Origin of the sequence: Campylobacter estrildidarum (genome assembly GCF_005406205.1) — a bacterium.
Lineage (GTDB): Bacteria > Campylobacterota > Campylobacteria > Campylobacterales > Campylobacteraceae > Campylobacter_D > Campylobacter_D estrildidarum.
On sequence record NZ_NXLZ01000001.1, the window covers coordinates 92,881 to 112,867 of the forward strand.

At 28.8% G+C, this 19,987-nt stretch carries 20 protein-coding genes and 1 tRNA gene; 2 read left to right on the plus strand and 19 right to left on the minus strand.

Going from position 1 to position 19,987, the window contains the following annotated elements; translation table 11 throughout:
- Positions 1–37: 37 nt before the first annotated feature.
- From mnmC to CQA69_RS00510, 13 genes are read right to left on the minus strand one after another with little or no spacing between them, the layout of a single operon-like run.
- Entirely contained in the window at positions 38–1,879 is a 1,842-nt protein-coding gene (gene mnmC / locus CQA69_RS00450; protein ID WP_137619877.1) for a bifunctional tRNA (5-methylaminomethyl-2-thiouridine)(34)-methyltransferase MnmD/FAD-dependent 5-carboxymethylaminomethyl-2-thiouridine(34) oxidoreductase MnmC, read from the minus strand.
- A 4-nt stretch (positions 1,880–1,883) separates the two neighbouring features.
- A complete protein-coding gene (locus CQA69_RS00455) occupies positions 1,884–3,866 on the minus strand; it encodes an N-acetylmuramoyl-L-alanine amidase family protein (RefSeq protein WP_137619878.1) in 1,983 nt (660 codons plus the stop codon).
- Positions 3,863–4,957, minus strand: a complete 1,095-nt coding sequence (locus CQA69_RS00460) for a nitronate monooxygenase (RefSeq protein WP_137619879.1) — start codon at positions 4,955–4,957, stop codon at positions 3,863–3,865. The genes CQA69_RS00455 and CQA69_RS00460 overlap by 4 nt, the downstream gene beginning before the upstream one ends.
- Entirely contained in the window at positions 4,954–6,162 is a 1,209-nt protein-coding gene (gene tyrS, locus CQA69_RS00465) for a tyrosine--tRNA ligase (protein WP_137619880.1), read from the minus strand. The genes CQA69_RS00460 and tyrS overlap by 4 nt, the downstream gene beginning before the upstream one ends.
- A 9-nt stretch (positions 6,163–6,171) precedes the next feature.
- Complete coding sequence (locus CQA69_RS00470; protein ID WP_137619881.1) at positions 6,172–8,367, minus strand: RelA/SpoT family protein; 2,196 nt, start codon at positions 8,365–8,367, stop codon at positions 6,172–6,174.
- The gene (locus tag CQA69_RS00475; protein ID WP_137619882.1) at positions 8,351–8,575 is read right to left on the minus strand and encodes a DNA-directed RNA polymerase subunit omega; all 225 of its coding nucleotides are present in this window, start codon (positions 8,573–8,575) and stop codon (positions 8,351–8,353) included. Before CQA69_RS00475 ends, CQA69_RS00470 begins: the two co-directional genes overlap by 17 nt.
- Before the next feature lie 13 nt (positions 8,576–8,588).
- Positions 8,589–9,308 carry a UMP kinase gene (pyrH, locus tag CQA69_RS00480; protein ID WP_137619883.1) on the minus strand — a complete coding sequence of 240 codons (720 nt, stop codon included), beginning with the start codon at positions 9,306–9,308 and terminating at the stop codon, positions 8,589–8,591.
- Between the two features lie 50 nt (positions 9,309–9,358).
- Complete coding sequence (locus tag CQA69_RS00485) at positions 9,359–10,561, minus strand: murein hydrolase activator EnvC family protein (RefSeq protein WP_137619884.1); 1,203 nt, start codon at positions 10,559–10,561, stop codon at positions 9,359–9,361.
- On the minus strand, positions 10,558–11,364 hold the full coding sequence (locus tag CQA69_RS00490) for an ABC transporter permease (RefSeq protein ID WP_137619885.1): 807 nt from the start codon (positions 11,362–11,364) through the stop codon (positions 10,558–10,560). The genes CQA69_RS00485 and CQA69_RS00490 overlap by 4 nt, the downstream gene beginning before the upstream one ends.
- Positions 11,351–12,016 (minus strand): cell division ATP-binding protein FtsE, encoded by a 666-nt coding sequence (locus CQA69_RS00495; RefSeq protein WP_137619886.1) that lies wholly within the window; start codon positions 12,014–12,016, stop codon positions 11,351–11,353. Before CQA69_RS00495 ends, CQA69_RS00490 begins: the two co-directional genes overlap by 14 nt.
- A 58-nt stretch (positions 12,017–12,074) precedes the next feature.
- Positions 12,075–13,271, minus strand: coding sequence for a tRNA (guanosine(46)-N7)-methyltransferase TrmB (gene trmB / locus CQA69_RS00500; RefSeq protein WP_137619887.1), 1,197 nt, complete (start codon positions 13,269–13,271; stop codon positions 12,075–12,077).
- The gene (locus CQA69_RS00505; RefSeq protein ID WP_137619888.1) at positions 13,271–14,506 is read right to left on the minus strand and encodes a fibronectin type III domain-containing protein; all 1,236 of its coding nucleotides are present in this window, start codon (positions 14,504–14,506) and stop codon (positions 13,271–13,273) included. The genes trmB and CQA69_RS00505 overlap by 1 nt, the downstream gene beginning before the upstream one ends.
- The gene (locus CQA69_RS00510) at positions 14,451–15,419 is read right to left on the minus strand and encodes an RluA family pseudouridine synthase (protein WP_137619889.1); all 969 of its coding nucleotides are present in this window, start codon (positions 15,417–15,419) and stop codon (positions 14,451–14,453) included. The genes CQA69_RS00505 and CQA69_RS00510 overlap by 56 nt, the downstream gene beginning before the upstream one ends.
- Before the next feature lie 81 nt (positions 15,420–15,500).
- Between CQA69_RS00510 and CQA69_RS00515 the strand changes: the two genes are divergently transcribed.
- The gene (locus CQA69_RS00515) at positions 15,501–16,592 is read left to right on the plus strand and encodes an FtsW/RodA/SpoVE family cell cycle protein (protein ID WP_137619890.1); all 1,092 of its coding nucleotides are present in this window, start codon (positions 15,501–15,503) and stop codon (positions 16,590–16,592) included.
- 42 nt (positions 16,593–16,634) lie between these two features.
- A tRNA-Ile gene (locus CQA69_RS00520) sits at positions 16,635–16,711 on the plus strand.
- Positions 16,712–16,736: 25 nt separating this feature from the next.
- On the opposite strand, the gene CQA69_RS09240 is transcribed toward CQA69_RS00520, so the two are convergent.
- The 6 genes from CQA69_RS09240 to metK form a co-directional block, all read right to left on the minus strand.
- The gene (locus CQA69_RS09240; protein WP_171000285.1) at positions 16,737–16,973 is read right to left on the minus strand and encodes a DUF2972 domain-containing protein; all 237 of its coding nucleotides are present in this window, start codon (positions 16,971–16,973) and stop codon (positions 16,737–16,739) included.
- On the minus strand, positions 16,967–17,599 hold the full coding sequence (locus CQA69_RS09245) for a DUF2972 domain-containing protein (RefSeq protein ID WP_171000277.1): 633 nt from the start codon (positions 17,597–17,599) through the stop codon (positions 16,967–16,969). Before CQA69_RS09245 ends, CQA69_RS09240 begins: the two co-directional genes overlap by 7 nt.
- Positions 17,559–17,840, minus strand: a complete 282-nt coding sequence (locus CQA69_RS08900; RefSeq protein ID WP_171000279.1) for a hypothetical protein — start codon at positions 17,838–17,840, stop codon at positions 17,559–17,561. The genes CQA69_RS09245 and CQA69_RS08900 overlap by 41 nt, the downstream gene beginning before the upstream one ends.
- Positions 17,841–17,852: 12 nt before the next feature.
- A complete protein-coding gene (locus CQA69_RS00530; protein WP_137619891.1) occupies positions 17,853–18,278 on the minus strand; it encodes a hypothetical protein in 426 nt (141 codons plus the stop codon).
- Positions 18,279–18,415: 137 nt separating this feature from the next.
- Positions 18,416–18,517, minus strand: coding sequence for a sugar transferase (locus CQA69_RS00535; protein WP_137619892.1), 102 nt, complete (start codon positions 18,515–18,517; stop codon positions 18,416–18,418).
- Positions 18,518–18,602: 85 nt separating this feature from the next.
- Entirely contained in the window at positions 18,603–19,802 is a 1,200-nt protein-coding gene (gene metK, locus CQA69_RS00540) for a methionine adenosyltransferase (RefSeq protein ID WP_137619893.1), read from the minus strand.
- Between the last annotated feature and the right edge of the window lie 185 nt (positions 19,803–19,987).

A 19,987-nucleotide genomic window follows, 5' to 3' on the forward strand; every position in this document is an offset into this window, starting at 1 on the left:
AAAATAAAAATATTAAAATAATATATTTTTATGCTTATTATTTTAAACCTTTTTTTAGCTTTCTAATCAAAAACCTTGCAGGATGAATACAAGAAATAAAATCTTTATATACACATAAAGGTTCGTTCTTGATTAAAGCACAAAGATAACGTGCGGCTAAAACTGCTGTGGAAAAAGCTCGAGATCCATGAGCAAAATTTAAATAAAGATTAGGTATATTTTTGGGTAATTTTTGATCTTTATTTTTTGTCCATAATAAATCTTTATAGCACGCTTTATAAAACTCTTCATCATAAGCTGCACCTATGATAGCAAATCTATCGCTAGAATAAGATCTAAATCCTACTTTAGAGCCTTTGATGATCAAATTTTCATTTCCTTTTAAAAATTCTTTTATATTTTTAATATTTTCTTCATCATCTTCTCTTTGAGGATTAGGGTTACAATTTAAGCGATCATAGCTTGCCCCTATAACTTGGATTCCTTCATTTTTTGGACAAATATAAGCTTTTGATGAAAGTGGAAATTCGATATCACAAAAAGGTTCTAAATGAGTTACTTGACCACGAACTTTACTTAAATTCATAAATTCATATGACACAAAATCCTTAGTATCTGCGCCCATAGCATAAATTAAAATTTCTGATTGATAAATATCTTTTATCTCATCAAAAAAAAGATTAAAAATGCCATTTTTATACTGATAACTTTTAAATTTATGATTAAAATAAATCTTAGCCTTGCTTTTTTCAAACAAGGTTTGAACGAGTTTTTTTGGATTGATATGTCCGCCATCTTGTAAAAAAGCTTGATTGTCTTTAATATTAAACAAAATATTGTTTTCTTGAGATAAAAAACGCTCCTGCATTAAATCATTATGTGCAATTTCTATCACTCCATTTAATTTCAAATCTAAAATTTGACGATAAAAACGACTCGCTTCAACAAAAGCAAATTGAGAGAATTCACCCAAAGCAACGTTTGGTTTTAAAATCAAAGAGCTTAAAATTCCACTTTCATTACCACTAGCACCCTCTCCTAAACAAGTATTTTTTTCAAAAACGCTGACTTTAAAATCCCTTAAAGAAAGCTCATAGGCTAAAGTTGCCGCACAAATACCCGCACCTATAATCGCAACTTCTTTATTTTCATTTTTTTGAAAAACTCTTTGAAAATACGCTTCTTGATTCATTTGCTGATCTACTATATCTTTTTCAAAAAAAGCTTTTATCATTTCTCTTTTTCTGAAACCTTTCACTTTTTGTACGCTAAAACCATATTTTTTAAGATTTTTCTGCAATAAACTAGCTGCAGAAAAAGTACAAATTTGAGTCCCTTTTTTTGATAATCTTGCTACTTCTAGTAATACATTATCATCAAACATAGCAAAATTTTTACTAGGAGAAAAACCATCTAAAAACCAAACATTAGCTTTAAAATCAAGTCTTTTTAAAACAGAAACATCATCAAAAATAAGATCTAAAAAACAATTTTTAAAATAAAATCGGTAACACCCCTCTTTACAAGGAGGATAAAATTTTAAAAAGGGTTCAAGTATTTCTTTGAAGTCTTCATAAAAACCAAGTTTTTTATAAATTTCTCTTAATATCTCTTTTTCAATATAAAATTTTTCTATACTGATATAAAATAATCTTTGATTGACTTGCTCTTTGAGAAATCTTTTTAAGGTTAGGAAAAAATTAAGCCCTATGCCAAAACCTGTTTCAGCAATGATAAATTGTTCTTCATCGTTCCATTTGAAAGCTTCCGAATAGATATATTTGCTCTCTTGTATTCCATCTTGTGAATTAAAATAAAAATCATCAAAATCAAGAGAAAATGGGGTTTTATTTTTAAAAATTATATTTACTTTTTCCATTTATTTAGCGATTGTGGTAAAAATAGCTTTCCACCCCATCTGCAATACCTTCGGCTAAAATATCTTGAAAATTCTTATTTGCTATTCTCTGTCCTTCACTTGGATGAGTGATATAACCTATTTCAATTAAAATCGCTGGCATTTGTGCTCCTACAAGAACCCAAAATGGAGCTTCTCTTACTCCACCATCGACAATTTTATATTTTTTACGAGTTTGAGTTAATATATTTTTTTGTACATCAATTGCGAGTTTATTTGAGGCTACTATTTTTTCACGATTTAAAAAATTTAGAATGCTCTGCTTGGAAAAATAATTAATTTCTTCAAAATCACCCTGATTTTCTTTTTCGGCAGCCTTTTTACTCCTTTCACTTCTAGCTGGACTTAAAAAGAAGGTTTCTATTCCTTCAATACTTTTAGCTTTTTTCATATTCGGTGCTGCATTAGCGTGAATTGATATAAATAAATCAGCACCTTTATCATTAGCAAATTTGGTTCTATCCCTTAAATTAATAAATTTATCTGTACTTCTAGTATAAATGACTTTATAACCTCGTTTTTTAAGTTCATTCCCAAGTTTTAAAGCCGTGCTTAAAACTATATTTTTTTCTTTCAAAGTACCTTTTTTATTGCTTAAGGCTCCGCTATCTTTTCCACCATGCCCAGCGTCAATCACTACAATTTTACCGGATTTAAAATTAGAATTTAAAGTATTTTTATTTATATTTTTTGTTTGTTCTTTGCTTTTTATTTGGTCTTTATTTTTTGCTTGAACTTTGCCTTTTGTTTGGTCTTTGTTTGAACTTGTTAATTTCTCTCCAAAACCTAAAGTTAAACTTTTATCATCTATTTTTTTAAAAAAATGAATTTCTTTAGTAGAGCTAAGAACTATTCTAACCGTTTTAGGATTATATTGAGTAACCGTAATAGCATTTTTTCCGAAAGTGAAATTTCTACGATTGCCTTCCAAAACCCCTTCAAAACTAATAATTTGTCTAAAAAATTTTCGATCTTTTGATTCAAAACTTGAAATATCGTCATTGCTTAAACTATCGCTTAATTTTAATTCAACAGCGTTCGAATTTTTATCAACATCTAAAACATATAAAGGTTCTTTCTTGGTTTGTTTTATTGTTTTTTTCTCTTGAGAATTTTTATTTTGTTTACTATCTTTAGCATCTTTTTGCAATGCTTTCTCTTCTTGTTTTTTTGAAGTGGTGCTAGTTTTTTTAGAAATCTTTATTTTATTATCATCAAGATTAAGCACAATAGGGATTTTCTCTTTGGCATAAATTACAATACGAACTGTTTTTGGATTATATTGAGAAATTACCACTCGATAGTCATCCATTTTATATTCTTTTTTACCTCCTTCTAAAACTCCGTCAAAATCACTGATATAGCGGAAATTTCCTTTTTCATCCAAAACAAAACTTTTAACATCTTTCTTATTTAAATTTGCACTTAATCTAAGCTCAACACTTTGATTAATTTTATTTGAGCTTAAAATATAAATTTTATCATTTTCTTTTTTTGTTTCTAGGGAGCTATTTTGCGCTTGAGAAGTTTTTGTATCTTGGTTTTTTTTCTCCTTTGAAATATTTTCTTGATTTTGAGTCTGTGAAAAAGTAGAAATTTCAGTATTATTTGAAGAATTATCTCTTTTTTTATCTTTAATAACAGCTTTTCTCAAAGCATTAATGCTTGACTGGCTGACTCCACTTTCTTTTAATTCTTCCGCATAAGATTTATCATCTAAATTTAAGACATTTGAGCTAATAATCAATCTTTTTAAAATTTCAATTTTAGTTTTTTCATCTTCATTAATAACACTTTGAATATAAAGGCTTTTTAATTGTTGATGAAGCTTTATTTGTGTATCTTTTTTTGAGTTGATAAAATTATCATCAAAATTATCAAGCTCTTTTTCATAAGCCCCAAAACAAAGATTTAAAAAAATAAAAAAGAAAAATAAAATTCTAATCATTCTTCGCCATTAACAAGCTTATTTATCAATTCTTTTACGCTGATCAATTTATCCAAACGATATCCATTTGCTCCCGTAAAAAATAACCCTGTTTCTTTTTTTCCAGACCAAGCATCAAAAAGTCTATCGGCTATACAATATCCAACTTTTGTAGCTTCTTTTCCTCTGCCACAAGGAACTACACAATTGCTAATACAATTAATCTTAGGCCCCATTCTTTTATCCACCAAATTAAGCAAATTAGTTCTCACTCCTCTTGCAGGATATCCCACAGGAGATTTAATGAGTTCTATATCTTCTTCTTTGCAAGAAAGTAAAACATTTTTAAATTCATCACTAGCATCGCATTCAAAAGTACCTATAAAACGTGTCCCCATTTGCACTCCACTTGCACCTAAAGAAATCGCATTTTCAATATCTTTTTTATCCCAAATTCCTCCAGCTGCAATTACTGGAAATGAGCCCCAATTTTTAGCTTCTTCAACAACAGGTGTGATTAATTTTTCCAATTGATAATTTGGATCAAGACATTGCTCATAAGTAAAACCTTGATGCCCTCCACTTTTTGGTCCTTCAAGTACTACAGCATCGGGCAAACGATTATAACGATTTTGCCACCTTTTGCAAATAATTTTTAAAGCCTTAGGAGATGAGACAATAGGAACTAAAGCAACATCTGGAAAATCCATAGTAAATTCAGGCAAATTTGTAGGAAGTCCAGCACCTGAAACAATCACATTAAATCCAACTTCACAAGCATCACGAGCAATTCTTGCATAATCATTACTTGCACAAAGTATATTACATCCTAAAGGTGCATCGCCGCAAACTTTTCTAGCATTATTTATTAAAGCTTGTAAACCTTTTCTCGAATAAAAATTCTCACTTCCATAAGGCTTAGCATTTAACTCCTTACTTACATAAGATCGATTTTCATAATACCCTGTTCCAACAGATGAAATAATACCAAGTCCACCATTTAAAGACACAGCTGAAGCCAATCTATCCCAACTAATACCTAAACCCATTCCTCCTTGAAAAATAGGATATTTAATTAAATGTTTTCCTATTTGAAGAGATTTAAAACTCATTTTTTAACCCTTAATTTTGCAAATTTTCTTTTACCTACTTGTAAAATATATTCTCCAATATTTAATTGCATTTGTTCATCATTAATTTTTCGCGAATTCACGCTCACTGCATTAGCACTTATACTTCTTTTTGCAGCAGAAGTTGAATTTTCCAATTCGCATACTACCAAAGCCTTAGCCAACCAAATACTTTCACCTTCAAATTCAAATTCTTTAATTTCGCTTGGTAAAGCATTGGCACTATGAACTCTATCAAATTCTTCTTTTGCAAATACCGCTTCTTCTTTAGAATAAAAACGCTCTACGATCTCTAAAGCTAAATCCTCTTTAGCCTTTTTAGGATGTAACTTAGCATTTTTTATATCATTTTTTATATTTTCAAGATCTTTTAAAGTCTTTTGACTTAAAAGTTCATAATATCTAAACATAAGTTCATCACTAATGCTTAGAATTTTAGCATACATATCATTAGGTTTTTCTGTAAAACCTATATAATTATTTAAACTTTTGCTCATTTTGTTAACACCGTCTAATCCTTCTAAAAGAGGCATCATTATTATTGCTTGTTCTTTGCCTGTATTGTAAATTCTTTGAAGATGCCGCCCCATTAAGAGATTAAATTTTTGATCGGTTCCACCCATTTCTATATCGCTTTTTAAAAAAACACTATCATAACCTTGAAGCAAAGGATATAAAAATTCACAAATACTAATAGAACTTTGCTCTTTAAAGCGTTTTGTAAAATCATCGCGCTCAAGCATTCTTGCTACGCTAAAGGTTGAAGTAAGCTCTACTAAACCGCTAGCTCCAAGTTCATTAAGCCAAACGGAGTTAAATGCGATCTGTGTTTTTTCTTTATCTAAAATTTTAAAAACTTGTTTTTCATAAGTTTTTGCATTGATTAAAACCTGCTCTTTATCTAGCTTTTTTCTTGTAGCGTTTTTGCCACTTGGATCGCCAATTTGCCCTGTAAAATCACCGATTAAAAATTGCACTATAGCTCCATGTTTTTGCAAAAAAGCCATTTTATTTAAAACCACGCTATGTCCTAAATGTAAATCAGGTGCTGTAGGATCAAAACCCGCTTTAACAAAAAAATTTTCACCCTTTTCATAATAATTTTTTATTAATGATTCTATTTTTTCTTCATCAATAATCTCTGCACACCCTCTTTTAACTTCGGCTAAAATATCTTTAATATCCATTTTTATCCTTTAACTTTCTTTATAAGCATCACTTAAAGATACAAAATCTAAAATTTTACAATGAATTTTTAATCTCTCGCGAACGCTATCTGGATTTATGTTTTCTGGTATTTCCATTGTTATTTCAAAATAATCCACGGTTGAGTTTATATCTTTTGCTAAATTGATTGTTAATAAATTAATCTGCATTTTAGCTAAAACTGCCAAAAACTCTGCTAAAACCCCTTTTTTATTTTCTAAAGAAAAAATAAGTTTGTAAGATTTTGGTATATTAGAATCCCATTTGATAAAAACCATATCTCTTTTTTTCTCTATCATTTTTTCAGCTCTATCACAAAGCTTATGATGCACAATAGCATTTCCACCCTCTACAAAAGCAACCACAGCATCGCCTCTTTTAGGGTGACAACAATAGTCAAAATCTACATTGGCTATTTTATGATTAGAATAGATTAAAAAATTTCCTATATTATATTCTTGAATTTCATATTTATCAAACCAATAAGATTTTTTTGCATATTTTTTAAGCCCATTGACGATATCTTTAAGATAGGTATTATCATTAGTTACTTCTCGTATGCGTCTTCCCAAATTTTCTTTTTCTATCCAAGCTTCTATTTTATTTTTATCCACACCAAAAACAAAACTAAGCATATTAATAGCACTTGCAAGGTTAATTTCTCTTATTTTTTGCTTACAAAATTCTCTAATACTAGCTTTAGCTTTTCCTGTTTTAACACTATCAATCCACGAACAACGATAAAATTTATCTTCACTTGTTACAACACGAACTATATCACCATTTTTTAATTCTGTAAGCAAAGGAACTTTAACCCGATTAACATAAGCACTTTTTGCATGAAGTCCGATTTTAGTATGCACTTCATAAGCAAAATCAAGAACTGTTGCTCCTCTAGGCAAAGTAAAAATCTCTCCTTTTGGAGAATACACAGCTATATCTTCTACATAAAGGCTATCTTTGGCGTATTCATAAAGTTCAATAGCGTTATAATCTTCCGCATTTTGTGGATTGTTGGCACTTTGTATTGAAATATCGGTAAGCCAATCTAAATTTGGCGCAACAATGCTACCGTCTTCTTTATATTTCCAATGTGCAGCGATCCCAAATTCTGCAATTTTATGCATATCAAAAGTTCTAATTTGTGCTTCAATAATGTTTTTTGTATCAAAAAGTGTTGTATGTATCGTTTGATATCCGTTTTGTTTTGGTAAAGCTATATAATCTTTAAAGCGAGAAATTAAAGGATTGAAATTTGTATGTAAAATTCCTAAAGCCAAATAACAATCACTCACTTTTTCAACCAAAATTCTCACGCCTAATAAATCAAGTACTTCTTCTATACCTATACCTTTTCTTTGCATCTTAAGATAAATAGAATAGCTATGCTTAATACGCTTTTGAATTTTAAAACTTCCTTGCCTAAAACCATTGCTTAAAAATAAAATTTCTATTTTTGAAATAAATTCATTTAATCCTAATTGCATTTGCTGATCATTAGAATTGATATAATTTTCTATTATATTATATTCATCAGGCATTAAATATTTAAAGCTTAAATCTTCTAAGTAATTTTTAATGCTAGAAATTCCAAGCCTATGCGCAATAGGAGCATAAACAACCAAGGTTTCTTCACTAATTCTTTTTTGCTTATCTTCTCTTAAGGCATCTAAGGTTAGCATATTGTGCAGTCTATCGCAAAGCTTGACGATTAAAACACCTACATCTTGGGTGCTTGCTAAAAGCATATTTCTAAATGTTAGCGCGGATTTGGTTAAATTTTTTTTCGATTTTGAAGGAATGAGATTATCTTCTCTAATTTCTATTATTTTGGTTAATCCCAAAACTAATTTTAAAACATCATGTCCAAAATTTTTGACTAATTCTTCCTCAGTGCATTCAGTATCTTCTATAATATCATGCAAAAGTGCGGCTAAAATGGCGGCTTTATTATCACTTAAAAAGCCAACCAAAGTAGCCACTAAAATAGGATGTATGGCATAAGGTTCACCGCTTTTTCTCACTTGTCCCTCATGGTAAAATACACAATACTCTACCGCTTTTTCTAAAGTAGAATCACTTTCACAAATGCAAAAAAGAAGTTCTTTTGCTCTTGTTAAATCCTTACAATTTTTAACATCATCAATGAGTTTTTCTAATAACAAATCCTCATCGATCGGTCTCACCTAAACCCTCTAAAGTGATTTTATCTTCTGCTATCTCAAATAAAGCAATATCAGCAAATTTTAATTTATTTTTATCAACATCAACTAAAGGCATAGCTCCATCAGCTAATTGCTCTGCTCTTTTAGCCACCGCTAAAGATAAACGGTAACGATCATCTCCCATTTTTTTTAGAGCTTTTGCTACTATTTCTTCTATTCTGCAATCCATTTATTTTTCTCCTTTATTGATTTTTAACTATAGAACAAAGGCTTGTATCACCTTGTATAATTTTTAATAAATTGCCTTCTTCAAACATATTACAAACCACTATTGGCAAAGAATTATCTTTAGCTAAGGCAATAGCTGTATCATCCATAACTTTAATATTATCTTGCATAGCTTCATCATAAGTTAAAGTTTGTAAAAATACCGCATCATCAAATTTATTTGGGTCTTTATCATAAACACCATTAACTTTTGTTGCTTTTATAACCATATCTGCATTAATTTCTACCGCTCTTAAAATAGCTGTAGTATCTGTTGTAAAATAAGGATTTCCAGTTCCAGCAGCAAAAATCACCACTCGACCTTTCTCTAAATGTCTGTGTGCTCTTCTCATAATATAAGTTTCACAAAATGCTTCCATTTGTATCGCACTTTGAACCCTAACATCAAGTCCAGAACTTTCTAAAGCTTCTTGAATCGCAATAGCGTTAATCACAGTAGCAAGCATACCCATATGATCTCCACTTGTGCGTTTAATAAGCCCTCCTTTAGCTGCAGAAACACCTCGAATAATATTTCCTCCTCCTATAACTATACCCACTTCTATATTATTTTGAACCAATTTTTTGATTTCATTCGCTATAAATTTTAAAATCGAATTTTCAATACCAAAACCATTTTCTCCAGCTAAAGCTTCACCTGAAAATTTTACTAAAACTCTTTTTACATCTTGCATAATCTCTCCTTATTCTTAGTGAATTATAGTTTAAAGTGAATTAAAATTAGCTAATTTAGACTGATCAACTCCAAAGGATTGATATGAAAATTTTTCTGAGTAACTTCAAAGGTTAAATCATTTTTAATCCTACCCACTATAGCACCTTTTTTAATATTTTTTCCTACTTTAATATTTGGAGCTATTTTATCAAGATGCGCATAAATCGTATGTATCCCATCATCATGCTCCACAATGACAACACGTGCCAACATACTTGTATCTTTTGCAAAAACTACTTTACCATTTAAAACATTTTTAACCACGGCATCAGACTTTGTGCTTTTTAAAACAACACTTTCATTAAAGATTTTAATATTATAGACTGGATCGATGTAATTTCCAAATTTTTGCTTAACCGTAAAAGAATCAAGAGGTGCTATTGTTTTCTTTCCTGTATAGCGTTTGATTACACCGCCTTGATAACTTGAACCAAGTTGGCGAATTTTTTGATTATTATTTACAATTTTTGAATTATTAATAGATTTCTCTTGTTTTTCTTCTTGTTTTCTTTGTATTATTCTTAATTGATCAAGGGTTTTTCTTAATTCATCTTGTTGCGTTTGCAAGTCTTGAAGTTTTTTAACATAAATTGCACGATCCATTTTTTGTTTATTGATTTCATCAAGTTGCTTTTTTCTTAAATCCTGCAGTTTAACAATTTGCACGTTGTAATCTTTTAAACTATCATTAATTTTTTTAATTTGTGCTTGTTTATCGTCAATAAGTTTGCTAATGTTTTCATAATCTTTTGAAAGCTTAAAAATCTCACTATTTAAAACCTGATCTAAATTACCTAGAATTTCAAAAGCCATGAAACTTTCTTTTCCTTCAACATAACCTTGAGGTATAGGTAAATCATAAGCAAAATCTTTCGCCATTAATGCTATTAATTTACTTTCCATATTAGCTTTACTTTTTAAAAGATCACTATTTTGACTTGTAAGCAAATTGAGTTCTTTATATTGAGCCTTTGCATTTTCTTCAAGCTTTATAGTTTGAGAATTAAGTGTTTGAATTTGCAAACTTAAATCTTTTAAAGTTTTCTCTCCACTCAATATATCATTTGCCAAATCTTCAAGTTTTTTACTTAATTGTTGCTGTATACGTTTATTTTCTTCTAAATTTTTTGCTTTTTCATTTAAAGCGTTTGCCTTAATTTGTTCATAAGATAGGAAAAAAAATAAAATGATAAAAAAAATCTTTTTTATCATTTTTTAACCTTAAACATTACAGAATTTACAAACAATAGACATACAAATAAAGTAGCTAAAAAAATCAAACTAAGCTGCAAGACAAAATTGATCGGAGGCAATATAATATCTACAGCTTTTAAATGACTTTGGATAATTTCAAGATCATAAATTTGCGTAAAAAATATTAATAAAACAATAAAAGCAATCAAACAATCCATAAATACAATCTTATAAAGCATAAAAGATCTAAACCAAAATGGTGCTCCAAAAAGACACATAATTTCCACGCGTTCTGTATGTTCAAAAAGCCAAATTCTCATTTGTTTTAAAAATAAAACAAAAGAAAGAACAATAATAATAAATAAAAATAACCAAAATACAAATTTCATCAACACGAGCAAAGAATATACTTTATCATGAGTTTTAGCAAAAGTTTCAACTTTGCTAATACCTGAAATACTTAAAAGCTGATTTTTAATCGTATCAAGTTCGCTTTGAGTTGGCAAATAATTTAATTTTATACTATAAAATTTAGGTAAAGAATTTTTTAAAGCTTTTAAATTTTTATCTGAAATATCATTTTTTAAACGCTCTATCAGATTCTTAGGATCTAAAATTTCTAAGCTAGAAAAAGACGGTACTTTTGTTTTGATCACATTTTGATCAAGCTCGTTAGAACTTACCACTATAATATTATAGTCCTTATTTGCAAGTTCCTCATAATACTTTAAAGTCGAATTTGTAAGCAAAATAAATTCGAATGCAAACATCATAAAAAGCAAAGGTAAGATCAAAGATAAGTGTGTTCTAAAAAATTTCATTCATTTTTCCATTTTCTATATTAAATCGGCGATAATTTAATCTTAAATTAACCGGTATTCTATGGGTTACTACAACTACACAAGTTCCTAAAAGTTCTCTAGCTGATTTTAAAAGCGTCCAAATAATATCTGAAGAATACTCATCCAAATTTCCAGTAGGCTCGTCACAAAGTAAAAGCTTAGGATTGTGTGCTAAAGCTCTAGCCATAGCCACGCGTTGTTGTTCACCTCCGCTTAATTGATTAGGTAGCTTATCAGCTTTAAAAGTTAAATTAACATGTTTTAAAAGCTTATTTGCTTGATCTTGACAAACTTTTTTACTATATCCCTTAATCATCAAAGGAAGCATAACATTTTTCTCTACGCTATATTCTTGTATAAGTCTGTAATCTTGAAAAATAATCCCTATTCTTTGACGTAATTTTAAAAGATCTAAATTGCCAATTTTTTTCATAGAAGAGCCACAAACCTCAAGTTGACCTGAAAGAAGTTCTAAATCTCCATAAAAAGATTTTAAAAGTGTGCTTTTCCCGCTACCACTTTTTCCTGTAATAAAAACAAAATCATCATCTTTAAAAGAAAAACTTACCTCTTTTAAAACTAGTTCGTCATAACCTAAAGAAAGTTTATTTGCCTGAATTAAATTGGGCATTTTATTTCCTCTTTACTTTTTCAAAATTTTTAAATTATGCTTTGTTTTTACTTAAATTTCAAGAAAATACTATAACATCAAAATGAAATTTAAGCACCTTTTTTAATTTTTCTATTGCTTTTAAATTTTCTTTAATTTTGAAAGGTTTTTTAAATAAAAATTCTATGTTTTTACTCACACCGATATAACAATGTTCAGGTTTATTAAAGGCACCAAAAGCTATTTTGAAAATTAAACCTTCTTTCACTTGATACAAATTTTCAAAATGTAAAAAATAATCATCTCCTTTTAAGGTTAAATTCTTAAAATTTTTCTCTAAAAGAATTAAATCATTCGCATTAAATGTAATATCAGAAAAATCAAAATCATCTAAATTTAGCCCATCGCAAACATTATCTAAATTCCACACCCAAAGATCAAAAATATCTTTATTTTGCTTTTTCCATCTATCTTCATATTTGCTAGAAATTTCTAAATTTTCATTTTTTTTGAGAGTAAATTTTGGAGAATTAAAACATAAAAATTGTTTAAGTGTAAAATCAAAATATTCACAACTATCAGTTCTAAGTTCAAATCTTCCATTCTTACCTAAAACTCTAGCACACTCTTCGCAAAAATTTCTTGCAATAACTCGCCTATGTGGCTTTTTATCCCAAGGAACTGGAAAATGCAAGAAAATTTTTTCCACAGAATTGGGTTTAAGCACACTAAGTAAAAGTCTTGCATCGCTTTGTATTAGTAAGATATTATTTATATTTTGTTTTTTTGCTAATTTGGCTACTTGAGTAATAGCTGGATTATAAATTTCAATTCCAATTACTAAAACATCTGGATTATTTTTAGCTTGATAAAGCAAATGTCTACCTGATCCAAAACCTATTTCAATGTAAATTTTTCCCTTAATTTGTGCCAATAATTGATCAAAATCATACGCAATCAAAGAAGTTTTTTCGATCAATGCATTATGTTTAAATGCAAAAGCTTCACTAATAATATCTTCATTATGACAAAAATAATCCCTAAAAACTTGTAAAGATTTTTGCAAATAAGCTATTTTAGAAGGTTTGGTATGCTTGTCTCCTTTAATAATAAAACTATCTTTTTCTTTTTTAACTTGCAAAAAGAAACTCTCTTCATTTACTTTAGTATATATCAAAATGACATTATCATTTTCAGCCATCCATTCTAATTCTACCTCGTCTTTTCTAAAAGGTAGAATCAATTTTTTAATTTTTTTAACTTTAAAATTTGGCACTATTGTGCTGCCTTAACTCTTTTTGAAGGCTTTGAATGTAATCCAGCTGAATCAATAGCAACAACCTCATAACTATATTCTACACCTGGCAAGGCTTTGATATCTTTTAATTTTTTTCCTTTAATACCTTTAAAAATAGCATCTTGCTCTCCGCCATAACGCCTAACCTCATATTCTACAGCTCTAGAATCACCATCAATCCACTCAAGATTAATTCCTTCGGATGTACTTTGAGCTAAAATAATACTAGGCGAAGAAGGAATACCCAAAGTTTTGCCCTCAACTCCATTTTTTGGCATAGGACTTTCTAAACCATCTACATCAACCATAGTCACTTTATAATATTTAGTTTCATTCGATCCCTCTACCATATCTTCATAAGAATTTTTATCTGTTTTAGCAATAAGAGTATAAGGAAGAAAACTCGAACTGGTAGAATAGATTTTATAGTAAGAAAAATCTTTGTAAGTAGATGCATTCCAAGTTAAAATTATCTTATTAGAGGTATTAGAACTCGCATTTAAATTTTGTACTTCTGGTGGCAAAGCTTTGCTGGTAGAATTTAATACTTGGCTTGGTTCACTTTTAATTCCATCAAAACTTACAGCAATGATTTGATAATTAAAATTTTCATTTGGTTTTAAGTCTTTATCTATGTATTCAGCACTTAAACGATTTTTAACTTCAGCTATTTTTTTAAAATTATCTTCATTACTTTTTGATCTTTCAATAATATAAGAATTTACTCTCAAATCAGGATGAGGGCGCCAAATTAATTTGATACGATTTGGCAAATTAGTTACAGCTTGTACAAAAGGAATAGCCTCAAGCCTTGGCATCGTATTTGCCTCTAAGATTTTGCCGTCTTCTGAAATATATCCTTGACTATCAAAACTTCTCATTTTATAATAATATCTCGTATTAGGTTCAAGATTTGTATCTATATAGTGAGTTTGAAATTTATCTTTAATTGTCGCCACAAGCTTAAATTGAGGATCTTTGTCACTAGAACGATATAGATAAAAACCTTGAATATTATCGTTATATAAAGGTTCCCATTCAAAAGCTATATTGCTTATATCACTAAGACTTTTTATATTATCCATCTTAGGCAAACTTTCATTAACCAAAGTTTCTTTGTTGAGTTCAGTATTTGGAACCTGCGAAACACTACAAGCACTAAACAAAAGAACTAAAATGCTTAAGCAAAGATTCAAGTGAAATTTTTTCATCAATCCCTCCTAAAATAAATTTATTTTGCAAGATCTCTTTAAAATCATCTGTTAAAGGAGCTTTAACAAAAATAGTTTTCTTTTTTTTTGGATGAGTAAAATATAAAAAATAAGCATGAAGCATAACTCTACATTCATATTTTCCCCTATAACCATATAATTTATCACCTAAAATGTGACGATTTATACTCGCTAAATGTGCCCTTATTTGATGAGTTCTGCCTGTAAAAAGCTTTGCTGCTATTAAATTGACATCTTCATTTGTTATTAAATTAACAAAAGCACTTTTAGCATATTTACTTCCTTTAACTTTATTATCCACCGCTATTTTTTTAATAGCATTTGTTTGAGATCTAGTTAAAGATTTTTCAATTACAATTTTATCCTCTTTTAGTGACAAGTCAATTAATGCAAGATAAATTCTTCCCATAGTTTTATCACTTAATTGTTCGCTAAGTTTTTGATGAGTAAAGTTATTTTTAGCTATAAGTATAGCTCCACTTGTGTCTTTATCAAGCCTATGGACAAGCCCTGCTCTAATTTCTCCACCTAAATTAGATAAAGTATAATTTTTAGCAAGCAACCAATCCACCAAAGTCAAACTCTTAACGCTATTTGCCCCATGTACAACCAAATTTGAAGGCTTATTTAAAACAAGTAAATCTTCATCTTCGTATAGAATTTCTATATCAAAATCGACATCGAAAGACGATTTTTCTTTATGTTCAACGCAGGGTAATTCTAAAGAAATTTCATCTCCAATTTTTAACTTAAATGAATTTTTATTTTGAATTTGAGAATTAACTTTGATGCATTTTTTTTCTATGAGCAATGCTACTTGATTGCGACTTTGCTTCAATGTTTTTGCTAGAAAAATATCTAATCTTGAATTTTCATCTGCTAAAAAAGTTTGCATTTTTCCCTTAAATTATCTTATTAAATTTAAAATCTTAGTTTATAATTATAATTTCATTATTATAAATTTAAAAGGCAAACCTTGTTTATATTAGATAGAAGAATATTGACACATTTTGATTATATGCAGCCCTTATTATTTATTCCTATTATAGCTCTCTCTTTCTTTTTGATTTTTGAAGCAAATGCTTTATTAGCAGAAAAACAGCTTGTTTATACTTGCGTTGGCCTGATTGCATTTTTTATTTTTTTCATTCTTCCTATACGAAAATTAATTTGGCTTATACCTGTAGCATATTTTATAAATATTTTTCTACTTTTAAGTGTGGATCTTTTTGGAGTTGAAAAATTGGGGGCTAAAAGATGGTTAGAAATTCCTTTTACTCATTTCACAATCCAGCCTTCTGAAATTTTTAAACCAAGTTTTATACTAATGCTTGCCTATCTTATATATCAAAATCCACCTCCTATAAATGGCTATAGACTTAAACAATTTTTAAAAATAAGTTTTTTTATTATTTTGCCCTTTTTGCTTGTAGCAAAAGAGCCTGATTTGGGAAGTGCTATGGTTATTTTAATTGTTGGTTTTGGAGTGCTTTTTATCATAGGCGTACATTATAAAATTTGGTTAAGTATTATTCTTGCTATAGGCATTAGTTCTCCTATAATTTATACTCACCTTTTAAAGCCTTACCAAAAACAAAGGATCCACGATTTCATAGCAGAAAAACCAAGCTATCAAGTCGCTCAGTCAATGATAGCTATAGGAAATGGTGGGCTTACTGGAAAATCAGAAGATGAAGCCACGCAAACACATTTTAACTTTTTACCTATATCTACAAGTGATTTTATCTTTGCGTATTTAGTTGAAAGACTGGGATTTTTAGGAGGATTAATTTTAATTTTACTCTATATTCTACTTATTTTTCATCTTTTAAGTCTCAATCATAAGCTAAGAGATGACTATTTTACTCGAGTAGTAGTAAATTGTGTGGCTTTATTTATTTTTATCTATGTCGCAGTAAATATTTCTATGACTATAGGTTTTGCACCTGTAGTTGGAATTCCTTTACCTTTTTTTAGTTATGGCGGAAGCTCTTTCACTATTTTTATGATTTTTTTTGGAATATTGCAACATTTAATTACTTTCAGGTATTATTGGACAAATAAATAAAATATTTTTAAGCAATAATAAGCTATAATTTCCCCCTTGTATGGATTTATAGCTCAGTTGGTTAGAGCAACCGGCTCATAACCGGTTGGTCGCAGGTTCGAGTCCTGCTAAATCCACCATTACTTTTTTAAGTTTAAGCAAAACCTAGTCATCTAACTCTTTACATATTTTTTCAAATTCTTGGTAGTATTTCCAAGAAGCTACAATATCTGGGCGATGTTTTTTGATATAAGATAAATGATTTTCGTCCATAACTCGCATAAATTTTTTTCTTAAAAATTGATTTTGATTGAAAAATTTTAGGATATCATTTTCTGTTAATTTTTTCTTCTGTTCGATATCTTTTTGCCGCTCTAAAGACGAAAAAAGAATATTTAATATTTTTCAAACTTATTTTTGAAACAATCAATACTCTTAAAAAATACACCCTGATCATCTTTTTTTAGCAAAACTAAAAATTTATCATTGCTTAAATCTAAAAACTTATTTAATTTTACATAGTCAATGTTCTGATACTCCATTTTATGTTTATCACTAATAATTACAATCAAATCGTTTTCTATCAGATTAAATAAATTAATTTTTATAGGCAACCAAGTATTATACTCTCCAAAATTATGTTCATAAAATTCTTTATCATTGATATTTGGCTTATCTATATTAAATATATCAGATAATCTACATAACGTTTTATAAGCCATATTGCCTAATATTTCATTCATATCAATAAAATGTGTATTACACACATTGAACAATTTTGCAGATAAATCATCATGAAAATAATAAGACAAGCCATGATCTTGAAGAACCCTATTAATAGCATTTAGAGTTGGCTTATCTATTTTACCTATCTCATCAACATATGCTATTCTATTTTTTAAAAAAATATCAATATCAAAACCAAATTGTAACTCGTCTATATAATTAATACTTCTTCGATTTAGATTTAAAAAAGTTTTTAAAATGCTAATTGGATCTCTTACTAATACATATATTGTTTTGAACACTAACTAACCAATAACTTTTTTGATTTAAATACTCTCTAATTTGAAAATAAGCTTTATTGTCGGATTTTTTAAAAAACAGTATTTTATTATAGCAGTTATAATAATCTTCAAATGGATTATTATTTTCATAATAAATTCTTTCTATATTTAATTTTTTCATAAAATTACTGAAACCAAAATTCCCTACTCCATGACTTCCCCAAAACACAAACTCATAATTAGGTGGTAAAGGTAAATTCATTTCCCATGCAAGTTACGCAGGTATGTTAGTATAGTTTATTTCTTCTTTTTCATCGTTAAGTTTTTTAGGATCAAGCAAAGATGGATAAGGATGGTTTTCTTTTTTGTATTTTTCATTAAAATCATCAGATAATAACCATTCTTCTATAAGATTAAAATGCTTTAAAACATAATCAAAATTATGAGAGATATTTTCTATAATGGGTTTGTAATCTTTATGAGTGTTTAATAGATTTAAAAGTAATTGCTTATTGTTTAATATACCTTCAAGAATATTAGAATTAATCTGCTCCAATTCTTTAAAAATTTCTTGAAATAATTTAAATTCTTTATTAGCTTTTTTAATATAAAAATATAATTTAAATACACCGCCTTTATACCAAGTTTGATAAGACTTTATTAAAGCTTCGCATAACAATAAGATAAATGAAAATAACATTTTAAAGCTTCATTATAGTCAGGACAATGTTTTAATTCAGGATATTTAAGAGTGGAAAAAACTTTAAATGGTTTCTCGATAGATTTGTTTTTCTTTTTTATGTTGTTTTTTAATATTATAAAGTTTTTTAAATAAGGTTAAATACCTCTCCCATTTTTATCAAATTCAATCATAGCTTGACTGAATTTATAAGCTAAATGGTTTTTAATTCTTTCTGAAGCTGAATTTGGGTTTTGCATAAGATTAACTTTCTACTTAATTTAAAATTTTACAACAATATAAACACAAATTAAAGTATATAAATAAAAGTCCTTTGTAGGACTTTTATTTTTTAAGTTTTTTAAATTGCTCCAATGCATCTAATTTTTCCCAAGGATAGTCTTTTTGACCCACTTGTCCACGTGCTGCAACATCAGCATATAAAAAAGTCTCTTTGCTTGGTTTATCAAGTCCAAATTTATCACGTATCCAATTTGGCGTTAAAGAAAAATTTTGCATTACAAAATCACTCAAAACCTCATCACTCACGCTCGTATTAGTCCCCATGCAATCCACACTCACTGAAGTTGGCTTAGCAACACCTATAGCATAGCTTAATTGGACAATACATTTTTTAGCAAGTCCTGCTGCAACGATATTTTTAGCTAACCATCTACCCGCATAAAGTCCGCTTCGATCAACCTTTGTATAATCTTTACTTGATTGTGCACCCCCTCCTATTGGAGAATAGCCTCCAAAACTATCCACAATAAGCTTTCTTCCAGTTAAACCACTATCATGTAATGAAGAATGATTAACATATTTTCCGGTAGGATTGATTAAAATTCTTGTTTTTTCAGGATGAAAAAGTTCTTTTGGTAAATTTGCATCCAAAATAAGCTTCATCACTAAAGATCTTAAATCTTCGATCTTCATACTTTCTACACAAGGGGCAGAAACTACTATAGTATGAATGCTTTGTGGCTTACAATTTTCAAAATTTTCTTTTGTGCCATAATCAATAGTCACTTGAGTTTTAATATCTACCCCAAGTTCATGCGGATTTGCTTTTGCGTAAGCATAAACTTTATCACAAAGCATTCTTGCATAAGAAATAGCTGCTGGCATATACTCATCGGCCTCACAACTTGCAAAACCAAACATTATGCCTTGATCTCCGGCTCCAGTTTCTCCATCTTCTTGATCAACACCTTGATTAATATCTGGACTTTGTTCATTTAAAAATACCATAACATCAATTTCATCAGGATGCAAACATTGATCTTTACTAAAATGCCCTGCACCATCATAACCAATATTTTTTAAAACATCTTTAACCAAATTATCGTAATCAGACTTGCTAAGCTTATGATTTGATTTTACTTCTCCTCCAATCACAATCTTATTTCCTGCGACAAAAACCTCACTCGCCACCCTTGAATTTTTGTCATTTTTCAAGAGTATATCCACTATTGTATCAGCGATTATATCAGCACATTTGTCAGGATGACCTGCGCTTACGACTTCTGAAGTGAATAGATACATAAAAAGTCCTTTATTTTAAAATAAAAATCTGTATTATAGCTAAAAATACTTTATCTTACAAATTAACATCATATAAATTTATATAAATTAAGAAAATTTTCGGTAAAATCAAACTTAAAAAAATAATTGTTTTATTTTGGTTTTTCTTAATCAAAATACTAATTTTTAACAAAATATGGAAAAAT